This window comes from Leisingera sp. SA32 (genome assembly GCF_056033425.1).
This window is the reverse complement of the sequence record NZ_JBVYHB010000023.1, coordinates 21,494-40,773: the sequence shown is the minus strand read 5'-3', so window position 1 is coordinate 40,773 and position 19,280 is coordinate 21,494. Positions and strand designations below refer to the sequence as shown.

The 19,280-nt window shown below is 61.0% G+C and carries 17 protein-coding genes, 4 pseudogenes and 1 other annotated feature; of the genes and pseudogenes, 4 read left to right on the top strand and 17 right to left on the bottom strand.

Going from position 1 to position 19,280, the window contains the following annotated elements:
* A protein-coding gene (locus AC0IPL_RS21015; protein WP_474272577.1) for an IS3 family transposase occupies nt 1–1,164 on the top strand; the annotation gives its coding sequence in 2 pieces (ribosomal slippage) (nt 1–224 and nt 224–1,164; 1,165 coding nt annotated over the 2 pieces). This gene is flagged as partial in the annotation.
* Nucleotides 217–333 (top strand) — a sequence feature (AL1L pseudoknot). It overlaps the preceding gene by 117 nt.
* 41 nt (nt 1,165–1,205) lie before the next feature.
* Nucleotides 1,206–1,421, top strand: a pseudogene (locus tag AC0IPL_RS21010) (IS110 family transposase); the annotation flags it as partial.
* Nucleotides 1,422–1,998: 577 nt separating this feature from the next.
* Here AC0IPL_RS21010 and AC0IPL_RS21005 read toward each other — a convergent pair.
* The 7 genes from AC0IPL_RS21005 to AC0IPL_RS20975 are packed head-to-tail and all read right to left on the bottom strand — an operon-like array spanning nt 1,999 to nt 8,857.
* Entirely contained in the window at nt 1,999–2,700 is a 702-nt protein-coding gene (locus tag AC0IPL_RS21005) for a DUF1989 domain-containing protein (protein WP_474277069.1), read from the bottom strand.
* Nucleotides 2,701–2,702: 2 nt separating this feature from the next.
* Nucleotides 2,703–3,596: a polysaccharide deacetylase family protein gene (locus AC0IPL_RS21000; RefSeq protein ID WP_474277067.1), complete on the bottom strand. Its 894-nt coding sequence runs from the start codon at nt 3,594–3,596 to the stop codon at nt 2,703–2,705.
* Complete coding sequence (locus AC0IPL_RS20995; RefSeq protein WP_474277065.1) at nt 3,593–4,837, bottom strand: amidase family protein; 1,245 nt, start codon at nt 4,835–4,837, stop codon at nt 3,593–3,595. The genes AC0IPL_RS21000 and AC0IPL_RS20995 overlap by 4 nt, the downstream gene beginning before the upstream one ends.
* Before the next feature lie 20 nt (nt 4,838–4,857).
* On the bottom strand, nt 4,858–5,976 hold the full coding sequence (locus tag AC0IPL_RS20990) for an ABC transporter ATP-binding protein (protein ID WP_474277063.1): 1,119 nt from the start codon (nt 5,974–5,976) through the stop codon (nt 4,858–4,860).
* Entirely contained in the window at nt 5,973–6,794 is an 822-nt protein-coding gene (locus AC0IPL_RS20985; protein ID WP_474277061.1) for an ABC transporter permease, read from the bottom strand. The genes AC0IPL_RS20990 and AC0IPL_RS20985 overlap by 4 nt, the downstream gene beginning before the upstream one ends.
* Nucleotides 6,795–6,797: 3 nt before the next feature.
* Nucleotides 6,798–7,685 (bottom strand): ABC transporter permease, encoded by an 888-nt coding sequence (locus AC0IPL_RS20980; RefSeq protein ID WP_474277059.1) that lies wholly within the window; start codon nt 7,683–7,685, stop codon nt 6,798–6,800.
* Nucleotides 7,686–7,741: 56 nt separating this feature from the next.
* Nucleotides 7,742–8,857 (bottom strand): polyamine ABC transporter substrate-binding protein, encoded by a 1,116-nt coding sequence (locus tag AC0IPL_RS20975; RefSeq protein ID WP_474277057.1) that lies wholly within the window; start codon nt 8,855–8,857, stop codon nt 7,742–7,744.
* Between the two features lie 105 nt (nt 8,858–8,962).
* Between AC0IPL_RS20975 and AC0IPL_RS20970 the strand changes: the two genes are divergently transcribed.
* Nucleotides 8,963–9,835, top strand: a complete 873-nt coding sequence (locus AC0IPL_RS20970; protein ID WP_474277056.1) for a LysR substrate-binding domain-containing protein — start codon at nt 8,963–8,965, stop codon at nt 9,833–9,835.
* Between the two features lie 383 nt (nt 9,836–10,218).
* Here AC0IPL_RS20970 and AC0IPL_RS20965 read toward each other — a convergent pair.
* The 8 genes and pseudogenes from AC0IPL_RS20965 to AC0IPL_RS20930 all read right to left on the bottom strand — a co-directional run.
* A pseudogene (locus AC0IPL_RS20965) lies at nt 10,219–10,464 on the bottom strand (IS6 family transposase); the annotation flags it as partial.
* Nucleotides 10,465–10,489: 25 nt separating this feature from the next.
* Nucleotides 10,490–10,702 carry a transposase gene (locus AC0IPL_RS20960; RefSeq protein ID WP_474277071.1) on the bottom strand — a complete coding sequence of 71 codons (213 nt, stop codon included), beginning with the start codon at nt 10,700–10,702 and terminating at the stop codon, nt 10,490–10,492.
* A 303-nt stretch (nt 10,703–11,005) separates the two neighbouring features.
* Nucleotides 11,006–11,236: pseudogene (locus AC0IPL_RS20955) on the bottom strand (IS3 family transposase); the annotation flags it as partial.
* A 127-nt stretch (nt 11,237–11,363) separates the two neighbouring features.
* A complete protein-coding gene (locus AC0IPL_RS20950; protein ID WP_474277055.1) occupies nt 11,364–11,729 on the bottom strand; it encodes a cytochrome C oxidase subunit IV family protein in 366 nt (121 codons plus the stop codon).
* 9 nt (nt 11,730–11,738) lie between these two features.
* The gene (locus tag AC0IPL_RS20945; RefSeq protein WP_474277054.1) at nt 11,739–12,455 is read right to left on the bottom strand and encodes a heme-copper oxidase subunit III family protein; all 717 of its coding nucleotides are present in this window, start codon (nt 12,453–12,455) and stop codon (nt 11,739–11,741) included.
* A gap of 13 nt (nt 12,456–12,468) precedes the next feature.
* A complete protein-coding gene (locus AC0IPL_RS20940) occupies nt 12,469–13,167 on the bottom strand; it encodes a cytochrome c oxidase subunit 3 (RefSeq protein ID WP_474277053.1) in 699 nt (232 codons plus the stop codon).
* Nucleotides 13,164–14,936, bottom strand: a complete 1,773-nt coding sequence (locus AC0IPL_RS20935; RefSeq protein WP_474277052.1) for a cbb3-type cytochrome c oxidase subunit I — start codon at nt 14,934–14,936, stop codon at nt 13,164–13,166. Before AC0IPL_RS20935 ends, AC0IPL_RS20940 begins: the two co-directional genes overlap by 4 nt.
* A gap of 110 nt (nt 14,937–15,046) precedes the next feature.
* Nucleotides 15,047–15,907: a cytochrome c oxidase subunit II gene (locus tag AC0IPL_RS20930; protein WP_474277051.1), complete on the bottom strand. Its 861-nt coding sequence runs from the start codon at nt 15,905–15,907 to the stop codon at nt 15,047–15,049.
* A 169-nt stretch (nt 15,908–16,076) separates the two neighbouring features.
* On the opposite strand from AC0IPL_RS20930, the pseudogene AC0IPL_RS20925 reads away from it, so the two are divergent.
* Nucleotides 16,077–16,277: pseudogene (locus tag AC0IPL_RS20925) on the top strand (hypothetical protein); the annotation flags it as partial.
* Between the two features lie 262 nt (nt 16,278–16,539).
* Here AC0IPL_RS20925 and AC0IPL_RS20920 read toward each other — a convergent pair.
* Nucleotides 16,540–18,321 (bottom strand): ABC transporter ATP-binding protein, encoded by a 1,782-nt coding sequence (locus tag AC0IPL_RS20920; RefSeq protein ID WP_474277050.1) that lies wholly within the window; start codon nt 18,319–18,321, stop codon nt 16,540–16,542.
* A complete protein-coding gene (locus AC0IPL_RS20915; protein ID WP_474277049.1) occupies nt 18,318–19,277 on the bottom strand; it encodes an acetamidase/formamidase family protein in 960 nt (319 codons plus the stop codon). The genes AC0IPL_RS20920 and AC0IPL_RS20915 overlap by 4 nt, the downstream gene beginning before the upstream one ends.
* Between the last annotated feature and the right edge of the window lie 3 nt (nt 19,278–19,280).

Genomic DNA, 19,280 nt, shown 5'->3' with positions numbered 1-19,280 from the left:
CAACCAGGGCCAGCACAGTTCCCGCTGGCAGGCGATCATGTCGATCTCCGCGAAGATCGGCTGTTCGGCGCACACTCTGAATGAGTGGGTGAAGAAGGCAGAGGTCGACAGCGGCAAGCGGGCGGGCGTTCCAACCGATGTGGCCGACAAACTGAAGGCGCTGGAGCGGGAGAACCGCGAGCTGCGCCAGGCGAACGAGATCCTCCGCAAGGCATCAGCGTATTTTGCGATGGCGGAGCTCGACCGCCGGTCGAAGTGATGGTGTCATTTATCGACATGCATCGCGCGGAGTATGGGGTCGAGCCGATCTGCACTGTCCTGCCGATTGCCCCTTCCACGTATTACGACCACCTGGCGAAGCGGGCTGATCCGGCCCGGTGGTCGGACCGTGCCCGGCGTGACGCGGCATTGCGGCCCGAGATCCGGCGGGTTTTCGAAGAGAACTGGCGAGTCTATGGCGTGCGGAAGGTCTGGCGGCAATTGCAACGGGAAGGTTTCGACGTCGCCCGCTGCACGGTCGCCCGGCTGATGAGGAGCATGGGTATTCAAGGTATCATCCGGGGCAAGCCGCACAAGACGACTGTGCCCGACAAGAAGGCCCCATGCCCGCTGGATAAAGTGAACCGGCAATTCCGGGTGCCTGCTCCAAATATGCTCCGGGTGAGCGATTTCACCTATGTCGCCACCTGGAAGGGGTTCACCTATGTCGCCTTCGTTGTCGATGCCTATGCCCGCAAGATCGTTGGTTGGCGTGTCAGCACCTCGGCGCATGCCGGGTTCGTTCTCGATGCGCTGGAGCAGGCTGTTCACGAGCGGCGGCCGACAAAGGCGATGGGGCTTGTTCACCACTCCGACCGCGGCAGCCAATACCTGTCGATCAAGTACACAGAGCGGTTGGGAGAAGCTGGTATCGAGCCCTCTGTCGGCAGCGTTGGGGACAGCTATGACAACGCGCTGGCCGAAACGATCAACGGTCTCTTCAAGGCCGAGGTCATTCACCGCCGCGGTCCTTGGCGAAACTTCGAAGCGGTGGAATACGCAACACTCGAATGGGTGGACTGGTTCAACAACCGCCGTCTGCTCGAGCCTATCGGGAACATTCCGCCGGCAGAAGCAGAGGCCAATTTCTACGCCGCTCTGGAAACTGAGGCACGAGCCGCGTAACTAACTGAAATCAGCCTCCGGCAAACCCGGCGCGGTTCAATCCGATGTATGTCAAACCTTACGTGAAACGCGGCAAATCCGATGCGATTGATGCTGAGGCAATCTGCGAGGCTGTTACCCGTCCGACCATGCGCTTCGCGGCCATCAAAACGGTAGAACAGCAGACACTGCTATCGCTTCATCGTGCGCGTGACCTTCTGGTTCGCCAAAGAACGCACATAATCAACGGCCTGCGAGGGCTGGTCGCTGAGTTCGGCTTTTATATACCGTGAGGTCTGGCTCGCGTCATTGGATTTGCCTAAGACATCACCCTCGGAGAGGTGCTCGATGTCCCAGATATCGCCAAAGAGGTGATCCGCAACCTGTCTGAACAGCTTATGGCGTTGCACAAACGCGTCCGCTGGTATGAGGAACGTTTGAAGCAGGTGGCTAGGGGAACGAAATCACTGGATCGTTGCCGGGTGAGGTGAAACGCGGACTGCGACCCGAAATTCACGACGAGCATGTTTGACGAAGCAGCAGTCTTCGCAGGCAAGAAGCTGCGTAAGCATCTCCGCGGCTCCGACCGGACACTTCGCATCGCCGCGAAATTCCGAGAGAAAGACCGGCTCTAACCGGACCTCTGCCGTCTATCGAGACGATTGCTATCGAATATCAGGAATTCAAAGACGAGCGTCACAAGGCGTCGGTTGAATCGGCAGAGGCCCGCACCAGTAACTTGGCCAAGAAACGGGCCAGTGGGGCGGCGCAGGCGGCCTGAAACAAACCTTTGAAACGGTAAAGCTAGGTAGCGCGGATCGAAATCCGCGCTGCCATATCGTTTTGCAGTCAGGTTCACTCGGGCTCCCGGTGTAGCAGGACTTCCAGCGCCCGCGGCTGCGCATCCGTGCCATTGATCGGCAGAAGGTCCATCGGGCAGCAGGAAATCACCACCACAGCATCCATTTCAGCGCGGAACAACACACGATCCCCTTTGGTCGAGACAGGGGGCCGCCACTCCATCGCGCCACCTTCGACGACAGGCGTGTTCATCCAGAGGTTCAGCGGGCAAGGCACTGATACCGGACGTAAGCCGATTGCCCCCAACGCCATGCGCAGGTTGTCGGTGCAATTGTCGTGATAACCGTGATGTCCAAGTTGGGCATACCGGTGAATATCGCAGGACGCGACAAGCGTGTCGTGAACGCCGGGCGAGGTGTCCTCAACCAGTGTCAGGATAGGGCGCCGCCGGTTGGTCACCAGCGCGTCGCCGGGGCGGGGCGAGACACGCTGCAGCGTCGGGCGCAGGTGCTCCATCGACAAGTATTCGTTGCAGTCACCTTCGGCAAAGGCCCAGAAATCGCCGATCTGGCTGCCCTCGCGGTTGATAACCGACAGAAGTTCGCCCTTTTCCACGCGCATTGCCCGACCCTGACGAGCGGGAATGGTGTAGGTGGTACCGGCACTGAGGCGACCATCCTCTGCAAGCGTCTGATGCGCGCTCGGGTTCTCGCCGTCGGGCCGCGCAGCATCAAAGGGGGTAATGAGGGTATCCATCTTCATTTCTCCATCAGGACGGGATGTGTGTAGGGGGCTGCGGGCTCACGATGCGGCTGCCAGGCGCCTTCGACCTCCTGGCTGGCGGCATAGGCAGCGATCTCTTCCAGTGGCGCGAACCAGACATCGCCTCGCGACAGAACCTCTTCGAGCCACCGCTCCACCACCCGCCAGCGGGCCAGCCGCCCGGTCAGGAACGGGTGCCAGATGCCGATCCATAGCCCGCCAGCCTCGTATTGCGCCTCAAACTCCTCAAAGGAGGCCTCCAGCCCGCGGCGCGGCGACATCACCGGCATCTTGTAGCCGATCTCGTCGAAATGAGCGAAAGGCGGCCAGTCATCGCTGCCCCAATGCACCGGCATTTCGAACAGCGACCCGGATGCGGTGTCGATCCGATAGGGCAGATCGTCCGCCATCATCGAGCTTTCATAGGTCAACCCGTGCTTCACCGCGAGCGACAGCACCTCGGGGGTGACATTATAGACCGGGGCCCGATAGCCGCGCGGGGTGCTGCCGGTCATCTGCCGGTGAACCTCAAGCGCCCGCTCAAACCAATAGGTTTGTTCCTCAGTGCTCTGTTCCGCAGGGTCTTCGTGCAGATACCCATGGTGACCGATCTCATGCCCGTCGGCGAGGATCGCCTCGACCGTTTCGGGGTATTGTTCCATCACCCAGCCGGGCATGAAAAAAGACTGTTTGAGCCCCAACCGCCGGTAGGTTTCAAGAATACGCGGGACACCGGAATTCGGGCCATAGCGGCCCATGCTGATCGGATAGAGACGGCGGTGTCCATCGTCCGGACGCGCGATGTGGATCAGGCTGTCGGCATCGACGTCAAAGGTGATTACACAGGCACAGCGGGCACCGTTCGGCCATTGGATCGGATTACGGATCATATCAGGGTTTCCTTTTGCACCAGCAGCGTTTCGACCATTGCCGCAGTGGCAAGAAGAGTGCGGTCACTGTCTGGCGGACCGACCAACTGCAATCCCACCCAGCAGCCCGCGTCCGTTTTCCCGGCTGGCAGAGAAATGGCGGGCAAATCCAGCAGGCTCGCTGGCATGGTCAGGCGTAGAGCCGCAGTATTTGTTGCGGCAAAAGTTTGGGGATTTTCCAGCAGCGGCGCCAAGTGCGGGGCTTCGATGGCAACCGTCGGCAGGAGGTAGATGGTATCGGAGGCCCGGACGGTTTCGCGCAACGTTCTGGCACCCCGTTTGACGCGCGCGATCTTGTCCGGGTCCAGACAGGCCGACGCACGCAGCCGCGCCGCGACAAAGGGGTCAAGGTGGTGAGCGTTCTCGGTTGCGAGCAGGTGCCCGTAGGTTTCGACCGCCTCAATGGCTCCCGGCCAGCCGCCCGCGCGGATCAGCGCCAGCGCCTCATCCAAAGGCGACTGTCTGGTGTGCTCCATCAGGAAGCCCGCCTGTTCGAGAGCTGTCACCGCATCCTTGCAGCGCTGGGAGACCGGCGCGGCAACACCGCCCCCGTCGAGCACGTCGATGGCAACCGAAAGACGACCGACCGCGTCGGGGGTGGCCGCATCGCCGGACAGAATGGCATCTAGTTTCATGATATCGGCAACCGAGCGGGCAAAGCTGCCAAGCGTGTCATAGCGGGGCGCGAGCGGCATCACACCGCTCATCGGATACCGTCCGCGCGTGGGCCGAAAGCCCACCACGCCCTGAAACGCCGCAGGCAATCGGCAAGAGCCAGCAGTATCGGTACCGACGGCCAAGCGGGTGATCCCGCGTGCAACAGATGCCGCAGCCCCGGAGGAGGACCCGCCCGGTACCCGCCCGTCGAGGAGCGGAGTGCCGTGATGCGGATTGTAGCCGATGCCCGAGAACGCCAGCTCAGATTGATTGGTGACACCGATGCTGACCAGACCGGCCTTGCGGGCGCGCGCCACCACCTCAGCATCCGCTGCGGCGGGGGCCTCGGGGCGCCAGTGCGCGGAACCGGCACGCGTGGTGACGCCCTTGATCGCGATCATATCCTTCCAAGAGACTGTGCTCCCGTCGAGGGGTCCCAATCTTCCGGTGCGACGATCGCTCTGACATGCTTCCGCGCGGGCACGATCCGGCAACACGGACAGAAAAACCTCCCCCTCCTGCCCGGCTCGACGCAGAGCGTCCATGGTTTTGTCGAGAACAGACCTCATGCACCCCTCACCCTGGGTCCCACCCCCGATTGTCGCGCACTCTCTAGAAGAAAGCCGTCGTCAGGGTGCCAAGACGCATAGACCCGTGCACCGATGCTGGCGTCTAACTGCTCCAGTTCGCGCTGTTGGAGTTGTGCCACGAGACTGTGACCCGACGCGGTTTCAAGATGCAGATTTACGACCGCCCCGGCAAACTCCTCAGAGATCAGAATGCAGGCTATTTCGTTTTCGCCCCAGCCCGATTCAACGGTCACGGAGATCCTGTCCGCCCGTACAGCCAGATCTGCGGCTGTGCCTTCGGCCAGCCCGCTGCTGTTGACGAGTCGGAGTTTGCCGTCGCGTGTTTCCAGGAAGCGTTTGCCTTCTTCCCTGCTTGTAATCCTGCCTTCCAGCAGGCTGATCCCGCCAACAAACTGCGCGACAAACTTGCTGCGCGGCCGCAGGAAAATGTCCTGCGGGCTGCCGATCTGCTCCACGTGCCCCCCGTTCATGATCACGACGCGGTCCGCCAGCGAGAAGGCCTCGGAATGGCTGTGGGTGACATAGACAAAGGTGATGCCAAGCTCTCGCTGTAGCTTCTTCAGCTCGCCCTGCATCTTGATCGCCATATGGGCGTCGAGCGCAGAGAGCGGTTCGTCCAGTAGCAGTACTTTCGGCTCCAGCACGAGGCTGCGGGCGAGGGCAACGCGCTGACGCTGACCGCCCGACATTCGCGCGACGTTGCGATCCGCATAGTTGGAAATGCCCAGCCGCTCCAGCCAGTCATCGGCTCGGCGTCGACGCTCGGCCCGGGAAACGCCGCGCATCTTCAGGCCGAACTCGACGTTTTCCCGCACAGTCATGAAGGGGAACAAGGCGAGGCTTTGCCAGACCATGGGTGTTTCCCGCTGCCAGACCGGCAATCGGTCGATCCGGGTGCCTGCAAGCGTAATCTGGCCATGGTCGGCGGTTTCAAGGCCGGCAAGCATGCGCAGGGTCGTGGTCTTGCCACAGCCTGACGGCCCCATGATTGCGATGAACTCCCCTTGGGCAATATCCAGCGAAAACTCTTCGACGGCGATGAAGTTACCATAGGACTTGGCAAGCCCGTCCAATTTCAGATGCGTATTGGTCATTGTGTCTCCTCCTTAGACATCGCGCCGCCGCTCTGGCTCAGGACCACGGCAAGCGCGACCAGAACCAGTGTAAGCGTCACAGAAAAACTCATTGTGCCGATCACGTGGATGGTGGGATCGACCTGCCCCTGCAGCGTGTTGAGAACCGCAACGGGGATGGTCTGGTTCAACCCGCCCGTGAACCAGGAGATCACGTATTCGTCGAACGACACGGCAAAGGTGATTAGGAAGGCGGCGAGGATCGCAGGCACCATATGCGGCATTACGATGCGGATGAGCGCGAAAGCCGGCTGCGCACCAAGGTTCTGCGCTGCGATTTCCAGCGTCTCATCCAGCTGTGCCAACCGCAACCGGCACACCGCCATCGCAAAGGGGGCTGCAATCACCACATGGGCGGCAACCACGGCCATAAGAGTGCCGGCGATCCCGATGCGGGAGAAGAAGGCCAGCATGGCGAGACCGAGGATGACCAGCGGCACCGTCGGCGGCAGCAAGGCCAGCGCCAGCACCGCTTTTTGCCCGAAGAACCGGAAGCGGTAGTCTGCGTAAGCAGCGGCAAATCCCAGTGAGGTCGCGGTCAGCGCGGTAAGCCCGGCAACCGTCAGACTGTTCCAGAGGGCCTCAAGCATCGCGCGGTCGGACAGAACCTGCGCATACCACTGCGTGCTGAACCCGGACATATCAAGGCTCGGGAAACGGTCGGCGCTGAAGGAGAATAGGACGGCCGAAACGATCGGCGCATAGAGCAGCAGGAAGACCACTGCGAGCCCGGCGATCCAGAAGGCATTCGGCAAGGCATGTTTCAGATGCGGGGGCATGTCTTATCCTTTCTCGCGATACGCCCAGAGGACGGTTATAAAGGCGGTGGCCAGCAGGCTGGCGATCATCAGCAGCGACACCACGGCAGCGCGTGGCCATTGTTGACCCGCACGAACAAGGTCGGTCACGAGGATCGGCAGGGTTTGGAAAGCACCACCACCGAGATAGGCTGCGCTGACGAATTCCGCATAAGACAGCAGGAAGGCAAACAGCATTCCGAGCGCCAGACCAGGGCGGGCAGAGGGTAGGATCACGCGGAACAGGATCGCTACGGGGCGCGCCCCAAGGTTCGCGGCAGCGGAAACCTCGACCCGGTCCACATTCACCAAAGCGATGGTTTGCAGGATCAGCACCACCGGCAGCGCCAGCGTCGCATGGCCTAGGAACAGCGCGAAATAGGTGTTGAGAAGGCTTTCCCCCTTGCCGCCAAACGCCTGAACGATGGAGGAGATCACACCGCCTTCGGCGAGGAACACCTGCCAGGAATAGATGCGAACGAGGTAGCTTGTGAAAAACGGCGCAATCGCAAGTCCCAACAGCACCAGTCGCTGGCGCGGTGCGGCGACAAAAGCCATTGCATAAGACGCGGGAAAGGCCAGCAGTGAAATTGCGACCGCGCTCGCGAGCGAGAGGCCGTAGCTGCGCCAGAAGCTGGTCCAGAGGAAATCGAGGCCCAGAACATAGCGCCAGGCCGCCAGCGATGCGTCGGAAGTCAGCCGGTAATTTACGACGGACCAGAAGGAAATCGCCACCAGCAAGCCAAGCGGCACTGCAAAGAAAAACAGCAGCCAGGCGGGAAGCGGCAGCACCCAGAGGGCATGCCAGGCGCGAAGATATAGGGTTTGGAACCGGCGCGCCGGGGCGCGGGCCGGGAGATCTAAGGATGTCATGTCGGTATCTCCGATAGGGCTGCGGCCCCAGCTGCAACGCCGGGACCGGACCTGCATCAAGCGTTTTTGTAACGCGTCCAGGCGTCGTTCCAGATTTCCAGCGATTGCTGCACCGGAAGTTCGCGCAGGCGGATACGCCCGGCGCGGATCTCATCCAGAGCGTTCGGCCCGTTCAGCACCATGTTCTGGCGCTGCGCCTCGCCCGGCAGCTCATCGTTCAGCCGTGCCCAGCCCATCCGCGTCGGGATCATCGCAGGATAAGCCTTGAGCGTCGCGGTTTTTACCTGACCTTCGGGCGACATCATGTATTGGATGAAGGTCCGCGCAAGATCCTGGTTTCTGGAGCCAACGCCGATCGACAGCGACTCGGTCCATTGCAGGCCGCCTTCCTCGGGGATGGTCGTTGTGACATCGGCCCCATCGCGGGCCAGCACGCCGGTGATCCAGTCACCGATCCCGGGGATCGCGGCGACCTCGCCGGAACGCAGCGCCGACAGCATGCCACCGTAATCATAGAAACCGCGCACCTGAGGCCGGAGAGACATCAGCGTATCAGTCAGTTCCGCCCAGTGTTGCTCACCCAGATCAAAGGGCGACGGGTTGCCATTGAGGAGGCTCAAGGCGCCCAGGTTGGGCAGGTGCCAGTCGAAATGGCCGATCCGCCCCTCATGCCGAGAGTCCCACATGCTGCGGTAGCTGCGGGCTTCCGCTTCGCTCATCACGGCGCGGTTATGCGAGAGCCCGAGGAACCCGAAGCGCAGGAAGACCGCATGGGGGTGGCCGTCGAACCAGTGACCGCGGAAATTCTGGAACTCTGGGAAGAAGTCGTCAAACGGGTAGTCCTCAGGATCCAGCTGTTCGATGAAGGCAGCCTGCTGCAATTGCACCACATATTCCGCATCCGACAGGATCACGTCATAGGTTCCGATAGGGGATTGGGCAATTTGCGCCAGCATCTGGTCGCCGCCGACGTATTCCTTGGCGCGGATGCGAACATTGTGCGTTTCTTCGAATGAGCTGATTACATCGGGATCGGCATGGCCGGCCCAGGTAAGCATTGTCAGGTCGCGGCGGCCCTGCGCGCGCAGCACGGTCGGGGTGGCGATGGCAGCAGCGGCCGCAAGCCCCCCCTTGATCAACCGCCGCCGGGTGGTCATAATGTTGCGTGTCATTTTTTCCTCCCTTTTCGTTCACCAAGCTTCACGAAAAGGAGGCGTGAAAACAAATGACCATTCTTCAGGCCATGCTGAGATTTCTCTGCGCAGGGAGGCGACGCAATGCGTAAACTGCCGCCGCTTAACGCAATTCGCGCCTTCGAAGCAGTCGCCCGGAGGCTGAGTTTTGCCGGTGCAGGGGAGGAACTCGGCGTTACCGCGACCGCCATCAGCCACCAGATCAGGCATTTGGAAGCCTACCTTGGGTTCCAGCTGGTCGAGCGCCGCCCCCGTCAGATCGCTCTTACTGCCGCAGGGCAAGAGTTGTTCCCCAAGCTGCAGACAGCTTTTGATATTTTGGGCGAAGCCTTCGCAATGCTCGACAAGGATGTCGAGCAATCGCTGGTCCGGGTCACATCCACGTATGCCTTCGCGGAACGCTGGCTGGTTCCTCGCCTGCCAGATTTCTTCGATAAGCACGGCGAGGTCAGAGTGGAAGTCGAAACCGATGACGACGTCCTGGACTTGCGGGTTGACCGGCTGGACCTAGCGATCCGATATGGCCCCCAGGCCTCCGTGTCTGAGGAAGCCGAGGTTTTGTTCTCGGATCGCTACATCCCTGTCAGTCTGGCTGACCGCCCGGAAACCGGGTTGCAGGACAACCGGCTGCTGGGATTCCGCTGGCGCAACCCGGACATGGGCGGCCCGACCTGGGAAGAATGGTTCAAGAAAGCCGGGGAACCGTTCCCGTCGGACCGCATCACCCGTTTCAGCGATGAAAGTGCGGCGTTTAACGCGCTGGATCAGGGTCTGGGGCTGCTTTTGTCCAGCAGTGCGCTAGTTGATGACGGTCTTCAATCAGGCCGCTACCGGCAAATCCCTGGTCCTGAACTGCGCGGATACGCTTACTGCCTTGTGCTCAATCCGCTGTCGCGCAACAAGCACGGCGTTCGAGCTTTCGCCAATTGGGTGAGGCAAGCTGCCAAACAGGCGTGATCGTTAGGCTCAGATGGGGTATTCAGTTTGCACCCCACTTCCAGCCTCGGGCCCTAGTAGATGCTGCGTCTAGAACTGATGAATTTACGTGGTCTGCGTGAAGCAGCCACCAGTATCAGGGAAGGAGACGCAGCATGAAGCATTATACGAGACTGGATGCATCAGAAAACAGTCGCCAATTGCGTTGTAGATGACGATAGCCAAGTTTACCCAGAAATAAAGATTGCGTGCCACCGTGAGGGCCTCTCTAGCATCGACCGCTCTGCCGCCTGCAGGCAATTTTTCAATGCACCTTTGACCTTGCTTTCATGTAATCGGTCGGTATTGCCAACTTGGCTGCACTCGGCTGAGTGCAGCCTGATCCGTGCCCGTCAAGTGGTCATCTAAAATGCGCAGCCGTTCCAAAGATCAAAGGCATCGGATCGGGCGTGGCGGTTCGATGTGGCGGTAAGACGATAGCGGCGGGGACGGAATATCGTGTTGATCTGGTCATGTGCGGCCAGAGACCTCAGGACCTGTCCGGGTTACTTGAACCGCCTCATGAGTTTCTCTCGCTTTCGGGTCGGCCGATGGGATCTTTCGATCTGGTTGTTCAAGCCCTTATGCGCCAGATGATCGTCCATCGGCGACGGCGAGTCTTGCCTGGGATGCTGATCAGCACCACGCAAGTTCGACCATCATGATCCGGGCTGGCTTGTTGCCCGCCTTAATGTTCCCCTCATCCTTGGAAGAGTCACCGCTCGCGTGGTGGCAGGGCGCAATACCCAGATACGACGCCAAATGTCGACGATTCTGGAATTGGCGGGGGGGGACGGCGGCCGTCACCGGTATTGACCTGATCAAGCCACAATCGCCAATTGCCACCATGTAGGCCAGGCGCACTCCTGATACCATGCAAGTTCAGAAGGCCGCGAATTCGGTTTATGTTGCGGGTGCGCACCTTGACCAGCTGGCTTCGCTCCCGGGAACCCCCATAGCATCTAGAACGAGGACGGTCCCCACAGCGCGATCGGATACAACGTCCCGATTGCCATGCCTTATCCCAATGGCGTCACCAGCCCGTCATCGTGACAGAGCCGGAAAAATCCAGCTCCGGGCGCTCCAAAGTCGGGTAGCAGAGCACAACCCCCCAGACCCTCGTCATGGGCGAGGGACTGGCGGGGGCACGTCACCATTATTTGGCCGGATGTAAGAGGGCACGCCTCGTAGGATGAACAGATCCGTCAAAGCATCAGTGACCTCGGTCGAGTTCAACTTCCGCTTCATCCGGTTCGCAAGGCATTCCTGGCTGTGTTCGTCCAGAATCCTCAATGTACGGAACGCTCTGCCATCATCTGTTCGATGATGCACAAAATCGTATGACCAGACGTGATTGCGATACTCAGACTGGAAACGGGGGCATTTCGGGGACTGCGGGTCCCAAGGGGGGGTGTTCAGTGAGAGACCGATGGCTGGGGGTGGTAGGACGCCTTGCCAGCCGATCCGCATCATCAGCTTTGCCGCCCTGCCAGACAATCTGGGGCTGTTTCTAACGGGATCCGAATTCGACCAGCCGTGTAGCCACTGTGTAATCGGATTCCACAAAAAGTATGACCAGCAGGCCGATCAGGGCCAGCGGCGGCAGCAAGATTGCATAGCTCAGTGCGAGCCGCTCCCATGCAAAATGCATGAACACGGCCATGATCAGGCCCGCCTTCAGCATCATGAAGATAAGGATCAGCGTCCAGCGCAGCAGCCCCTGAAGCCCTGCATAATCGACAAGATACGACGCCGCGCTTAGCACGAACAGAAGCCCCCAGACGAGCAGGTAGAGCTTGATCGGATGCTGCTGCCCGCCGTGTTCATCCACGGCAGCTTTGGCGTGCGTCCCGGCGGTTTGCGGCGATTGTGTCATTCCGTCCCCCTACCACAAATAGAAGAATGCAAAGATGAAGACCCAGACCAGGTCGACGAAGTGCCAGTAGAGCCCCATGATCTCGACGCCTTCGTAGTCGCCGTTGCCGCGCGACAGCCAGTTGCGTTCCTCACCGTCGAAATCCCCGCGCCAGACCTTTCTGGCCATGATCGCCAGGAAGATGACCCCGATGGTGACATGGGTTCCGTGAAAGCCGGTGATCATGAAGAAGCTCGCCCCGAACTGCTCCGCCCCCCAAGGGTTTCCCCATGGCCGGACACCTTCGGATATCAGCTTGGTCCACTCAAAGGCCTGCATGCCGACAAAGGCAGCACCCAGCGCCGCGGTGGCCAGCAAGAGCAGGGCAGTGGGGACGCGGGCCTTGCGGTAGGCATTGTTGACTGCCATGGCCATGGTCCCGGAGGAGGAGATCAGCACGAAGGTCATGATGGCGATCAGCAGCAGCGGGAAATTGTGGCCGCCGATGTGCAGGGCAAACACCTCGCTTGCGTTCGGCCAGTCCACCGTGGTGGAGCTGCGCGCGGTCATATAGGCGACCAGGAAACAGGCAAAGACAAAGGTATCGCTCAGCAGCAGGATCCACATCATCGCCTTGCCCCAGGAGACCCGCTTGAACACCCGCTGGTCCGAACTCCAATCGGCGGCAAAGCCGCTGTGGCCCCGCTGCAGCAGGGTCTGGTCCTGGCCTTGGAATTTGCTCTCCATGTCTCCTCCCCCCTCAATTCACGGCCGCGCGGCACAGCGCCAGAAAGGCGTTGCCCCAGCCCTGCAGCAGCGCGAATAGCATCAGCCAGAACGCCAGCAGGGCGTGCCAGTAAAGCGCGCATGCCCGGACCCCGGGCAGCAGCGCCCTGATGTCCCCGGCGCCCGCGTGGCGCAGGCAGACCAGCGCCAGCGCGATGATGCCGCCCAGCACATGCAGCCCGTGCAGGCCGGTGATCAGATAGAAAAAGCTCGCTGCCGGGGCGCCCTCCAGCCGGTAGCCGTCCGCGGTCAGGGCAATCCAGACCTGCACCTGCCCGGCCAGAAAAGCGAATGTGGCGATGCTGGCGGCGATCAGGCTGGCGCGCAGCCAGCGCGTGGTGCCGGCCCGCGCCGAGATCACAACGAACTGAAGAAAGAAACTGGCCAGCAGCAATAGCGCGGTGTTGAGCCAGACCCGGGTCGGCAGCGGCACCAGCTCCCAGGGGGTCTCCTCGATCTGCATGACAAAGGCACTGCCCAGCATCGCAAATAGCCCGCCCACCACGGCCAGAAACACCGCGATGAACAGGAACCCCGGCGCCCGGCCCGGGCCATGGCCCGCCAGGGGCGCAATGCCGGTCTCCAGCCAGGGCTTGGAGGCCATGCGCTGCTGTGACAGCCACAGGCCCGCAATCAGGGCAATCAGCGCCAGGAAGGCAAGGATGACCGTCACAGCCGCCTGCCCTCCCCGCCTGGGACCCAGGGATCGTTCTGGGCGAGGAAATCCTCAGGCGCCCCGGGAACGCTGTAGTCATAGGCCCAGCGGTAGACATCCGGCAGGTCGTGCCAATTGCCGTGCCTGGGCGGGGTCTCCGGCGTCTGCCATTCCAGCGAGGCTGCCCGCCACGGGTTGCCGCCCGCTTCGCGCCCGTGCCGCAGGCTCCAGAAGATGTTGAACAGAAACAGCACCTGCACCGCCCCCACGACCAGCGCGGCAGAGGAAATGAAGGCGTTCAGCCCGTCCACCGGAGCAGTGAGAAAGGCGGGCTCGCCGATTTCGAAATATCTGCGCGGCACCCCGACAAGACCGACATAATGCATCGGGAAGAATACCGCATAGGCACCAAGGAAAGTGACCCAGAAATGGATGCGGCCCATCGCCTCGTTCAGCATCCGGCCGGTCATCTTGGGATACCAGTGGTAGACCGCGCCGAAGATCACCATGATCGGCGCCACCCCCATCACCATGTGGAAATGGGCCACCACGAACATGGTATCGGACAGCGGCACATCGACCACCACATTACCGAGGAACAGCCCCGTCAGTCCGCCATTCACAAAGGTGACGATGAACCCGAGTGCAAACAACATCGGCAGGGTCAGATGGATGTCGCCCTTCCACAGGGTCAGCACCCAGTTGTAGACCTTGAGAGCGGTCGGGATGGCGATGATCAGCGTGGTGGTGGCAAAGAAGAAGCCGAACCACGGGTGCATGCCCGAGACATACATGTGGTGCGCCCAGACGATGAAGCTGAGCGCGCCGATGATCACGATGGCCCAGACCATCATCCTGTAGCCGAAAACGTTCTTGCGCGCATGCACCGCGATCAGGTCGGAGACGATGCCGAAGGCGGGCAGTGCCACGATATAGACCTCGGGATGGCCGAAAAACCAGAACAGGTGCTGGAAGGCAATCGGGCTGCCGCCGCCATAGCTGAGCTTTTCACCCATTTCCACCAGCGTCGGCATGAAGAACGAGGTGCCAAGCAGCCGGTCGAACAGCATCATCACGCAGGCGACGAACAAGGCCGGGAAGGCCAGCAGCGCCATCACCGTGGCGGTGAAGATGCCCCAGACCGTCAGCGGCAGCCGCATCATCGTCATGCCGCGGGTGCGGGCCTGCAGCACCGTCACGGCATAGTTCAGCCCGCCCATGGTGAAGCCGATGATGAACAGGATCAGCGACAGCAGCATCAGGATGATGCCGCTTTGCGCGCCGCCCGGGGTGCCCGACAGCACCGCTTGCGGCGGGTATAGCGTCCAGCCCGCGCCGGTCGGTCCGCCGGGAACAAAGAAGCTGGCCACCAGCACGAGAACTGCGAGCAGATAGATCCAGTAGCTGAGCATATTGACGAAGGGAAACACCATGTCCCGGGCGCCGACCATCAATGGGATCAGGTAATTGCCGAACCCGCCCAAAAAGATCGCGGTGAGCAGGTAAATCACCATGATCATCCCGTGCATGGTGACAAACTGGTAGTAGGCCTCGGGCGTGATAAAATCAAAGGTGCCGGGAAACCCCAGTTGCAGCCGCATCAGCCAGGACAACACCAGTGCCACCAGGCCGATCGCCACGGCGGTGCCGGAATACTGGATGGCAATGTACTTGGCATCCTGCGAGAAAACGTACTTGCCGATCCAGCTGTGCGCATGCGGCGGCATCACATCATCAACTTCGCGCGGCGGCAGTTGCATCCGTTCGTCAGAACCGCGGTCCACCATGCCTTCCTCCTTGCGTGCTTTCTTTAACTAGGGCGGCATTCAGAGCACCGGTTTATCAGGGCCGCAGAAGGGGGCGACCCGGCCAAACCTTGCTTCTGGCGGTGCGCCGGTCAGTTCTCCGCCAAATGCACCGGCTGCGCGGCGCGGGCATCGCCGGCATATTCTTCAAACGTCAGCTGCTCCTGCAGCCACTCCTGGTATTCCTCGGCCTCCACCACGGTCACATAGCCGCGCATGTAGGGATGCGCTGTGCCGCAATATTCGGCACAGAGCGCCTCGAAGGTGCCGGTGCGGGTCGGCGTGAACCAGATGTATGTGACCATGCCTGGCACCATGTCCATCTTGGCGCGGAATTCGGGCACGTAGAAGTTATGCAAGACATCGATTGAGCGAAGCAGCAGCTTCACCGGCTGGTCCACCGGCAGATAGATCTCGCCCCCCTCGACAATCAGGTCATCCTCGCCGAACCTGTCATGCGGGTTGACGCCCAGGGGGTTTTCACCGCTCACCCATTCGGCATTCGCGGTGCCCAGTACCCCGTCGGAGCCGGGCAGGCGGTAGGCCCAGCTCCATTGGTGGCCAAAGACCTCAAGCTCGGTTGCCTCGTCCGGCACGGTGACGAACTGCTTCCACACGAACAGCCCGGGCACCAGCATCGCCGTCACCCCGATGGCGGTCACCCCGGTCAGCCACAGCTCCAGGCGCTTGTTCTCCGGGTCAAACTCTGCCTTGTGCCCCGGCCGGTGCCGGAATTTCAGCACGCAATAGGCCATGAACAAAACAACAGCAGCAAACACCGCGCCGGTGATCCAGAAGGTGATAACCAGCGTGTTGTCAATATAGTCCCAGTTCGACGCGATCGGAGTCCACCACCATGGACTCAATAGATGGAACGCGATGGACCCTAGTACGATCGAGACGAGTGCGGCCACTATTGGCATCTCGCCACCTTTCCCTGCGGTGCGGAACATATCCGGTATGCCCGGCAAGCAGAATTATTGGGAAGCTGCACCACCATATGGCATTTTGGCAGAATAATCCAGTTAAACGCTCTAGAGGCGAGGCTCATTGATTTCATGAGCCCTGCGTGTGTCACCGTTCGAAAATCGTGCGGTGACACGCGCGGACCTTCGAGCTGACCTGCGTGCGGATGGTCCGTTCGGCCCCCCTTATCTCCGGAAGGCCCAAGGCAAGCCGCGTGTTGATGATCGCCGTGTTTTGAGCGGGACTATCTTCATCAGCCGCAAGGACTTGCGCTGACGCGATGCGCCCTCTGGAAAAGGGCCGCATATGACTTGGCATAACCGTGGAACGCGCTGGAAAGGCAAAGGCTCCTTCTCTTGTCTCGGATCGTGGCTGATTTGGCCGTTGAACGCAGCGAGGAGATGCGCTGCGTCTCTGCCGCGCATCGCCGCAAGTCGGCTCTGAGCCTACTTTGCCACGCGAGCAAATGCAGCATTATAGGTGCGCAGCAAAAACGCGCGAGAAAAGACGGCCCTGACCGGACATTCGCCTCGAGGGCAGCGAAGGTCTGTTCAGGGCCCAAAACCGCTCTGTTTTAGATGGAGCTGATAGCGTTGCCCCGCAAAGAACCCTTAAGCCCTCAACTTTCTTGAGCGACGAGATGGCCGTCGCCAATGTTCTTAAGATGAACATGCGTAGGCCCCTCGTTGATTGGCCAAATGGGCGAGGGCAGATCCGTTGATCGCCGGATGTGCGGGCGGCCCTTTTGCGACGGATCTGGGATCGGCACGGCTTCCAGAAGGCGTCTGGTATAATTGTGCTGTGGGTTACCAAAAACTTGATCGCGGGTACCCATTTCCACAATTTGACCCAAGTACATGACCGCGAGGCGGTCCACGACGTTTTCCACTACGGCCATGTCATGGCTTATGAAGAGGTACGACACGCCCGTTTCTTGCTGCAGCTCTTCGAGCAGCGCCAACACCTGTGCCTGCACCGAGACATCAAGCGCAGAGACGCTTTCGTCGCAGATGATCAGTTTCGGCTTCAGGGCGAGTGCGCGGGCCACGCAGATCCTTTGACGTTGTCCGCCCGAAAACTCATGCGGATAGCGCATCATCTGCGCGCGACTCAGGCCCACACGCTCAAAGAGTTCAGTTGCGCGAGCAACCCGGTCTTCGACCGTGCCAATGCCATGTATCAGAAGCGGTTCCATGACCGCGTCGCCGACAGTCATGCGCGGATCGAGCGCGGCCATTGGATCCTGAAAAACCATCTGTATGTCGCGGCAGATGTCGCGCCGCTCTTGCTTGCACAAGCCGGCGAGCGCCTTGCCGTCCACCTCGATATGTCCCGCGTGTGGGACCAGCCCCGAAAGCGCCTTTGCGATAGTGGATTTGCCGCAGCCGGATTCACCCACAAGCCCAAAGGTCTCGCCCGGGCGTATGTCAAAGCTTACTCGCTCAACAGCATGGACACGATGCGTTGGGCGGCCGAAGAAATTGGAGCCGATATCGAAATGCACCTGGGCGTCTACAAGCCGCGCGGTGGGTGCATCTCCGTCTGGCGGTAGGGGTTTGGCGCGTTCGGACCCCGCGCCCAGGCGCGGCACCGATGCGAGAAGGCTACGAGTATAGTCCTGGGTGGGCGCGGAAAAGAGCTTGTCGACCGGCGCGCTTTCCACCATGCGGCCCTGGCGCATCACAATGACACGATCGGCGCTTTCTGCGACGACTCCCATGTCGTGGGTGATCAGGATAATGGCTGTTCCGGTCTCAGCTTGAAGGTCACGCAGCAGCTCCAGCACCTCACGTTGCACTGTAACGTCCAGCGCGGTGGTCGGTTCGTCCGCGATCAGCAGCGCAGGCCGCAGCGCGAGGGCCATTGCGATCATGACCCGTTGCCGCATTCCGCCCGACAGCTCATGAGGGAATTGCTTCATTCGGCGCTCGGGTTCTGGAATGCGCACCTTGCGCAGGGCTTCGACGGCTTGCGCGCGCGCTGCGGAGGCGGAGACCAGCTCATGCGCGCGGATCGCCTCTGTCATCTGACTTCCGACCGTATGAACGGGGTTCAGGGAGGTCATCGGCTCTTGGAAGATCATTGCCAGCCGCGCCCCGCGCCAATTGCGCATCTCGGTTTCGGGTAGCTTCGGTAAGTCCGTTCCGTCGAGCAGCGCCTGCCCGGAGGTGACGGAAACATTGTTGGGTAGCAGCCCCATCAACGCCAGCGAGGTTATCGACTTGCCCGACCCACTTTCGCCCGCGATGGCGAGCGTTTCTCCCGCGCGCAGGTCAAAAGACAACCCCGCCACCAGCGGGCGCACCACGCCGCGATCCCTTACGGATACGGTGAGGTCGCGCACCGAAAGGAGCGGTGCAGTCGCCCCCGAAGGGGCGGTTGCGGCTTGTGTCATGGTCATTCGAGCACCATTCGCGGAAAGTAGAAGGAGACGACCCAGTTGGGCATGTCGACGATTTCGGAGATGCGCAGATCGCCACAGGTAGAGATAAGCATATAGGCATCCACTGCTGACATGCCGTGCTTGGCTGTGAGCAGGTCAATCATGCCGGATACAGCGTCGCGCGCGCCGCTCATCAGGTCGGGACCGATCCCAGTTGTGACCTCGTAGCCCTTTTGGTCGAGGTGGTTGGTCACCGGCCCAGGTGTGGTGAAGCGCGGCATCTTGAGGTTTGCTCCCTTGACCAGATCGAGCGTCAGCGTCACGTCCATTGGGCTTTCGATCGCGGTGCCGCAGACCTCGCCATCGCCCTGCGCCGCGTGGGTATCACCCACGGAGAACAGCGCACCCGCCACTTCTACGGGCAGGTACAGCTCTGTCCCTGCTGCCAGATCGCGGATGTCCAGGTTGCCACCCGTGCGCCGTGGCGGCACGATGGAGTGCAGCCCCGGTTCTGCCATGGCCACGCCTATGGTGCCGGTGAAGGGCTTGAGCGGCACTCGCCCCATGTCGCCCCAAAGAGCAGGGGCCAACGTGTTGGCATCGTACTTCCAGATCGTCAGCGCGGGGTCCTCGAACTGGTCCGCCAGCAGGCCGAAACCCGGGATATTGGCTGTCCAGCCCCAGGCTGACCCTTCCTGCACGCGCGGGGCAAAGCTGTCGAGCGTAACCTTCAGCGCGTCGCCCGGCTCTGCGCCATCAATGTATATCGGACCGGAGACCGGGTTGATTTTACCGAAGTCGAGCGTATGGACGTCCTCGACGGTGCTCGACGGGCCAAGCTGGCCCGCCGAAGAATCCATGCAGTTGAAACAGATCGTCGTTCCGGGCGCGACCGTCTCGACCGGGGCAATGGAATTGTCCCAGCCGAAATGGTGCTGTGCGCCGTGAATGGTGTAGTCACAGGCCTTGCACATGTG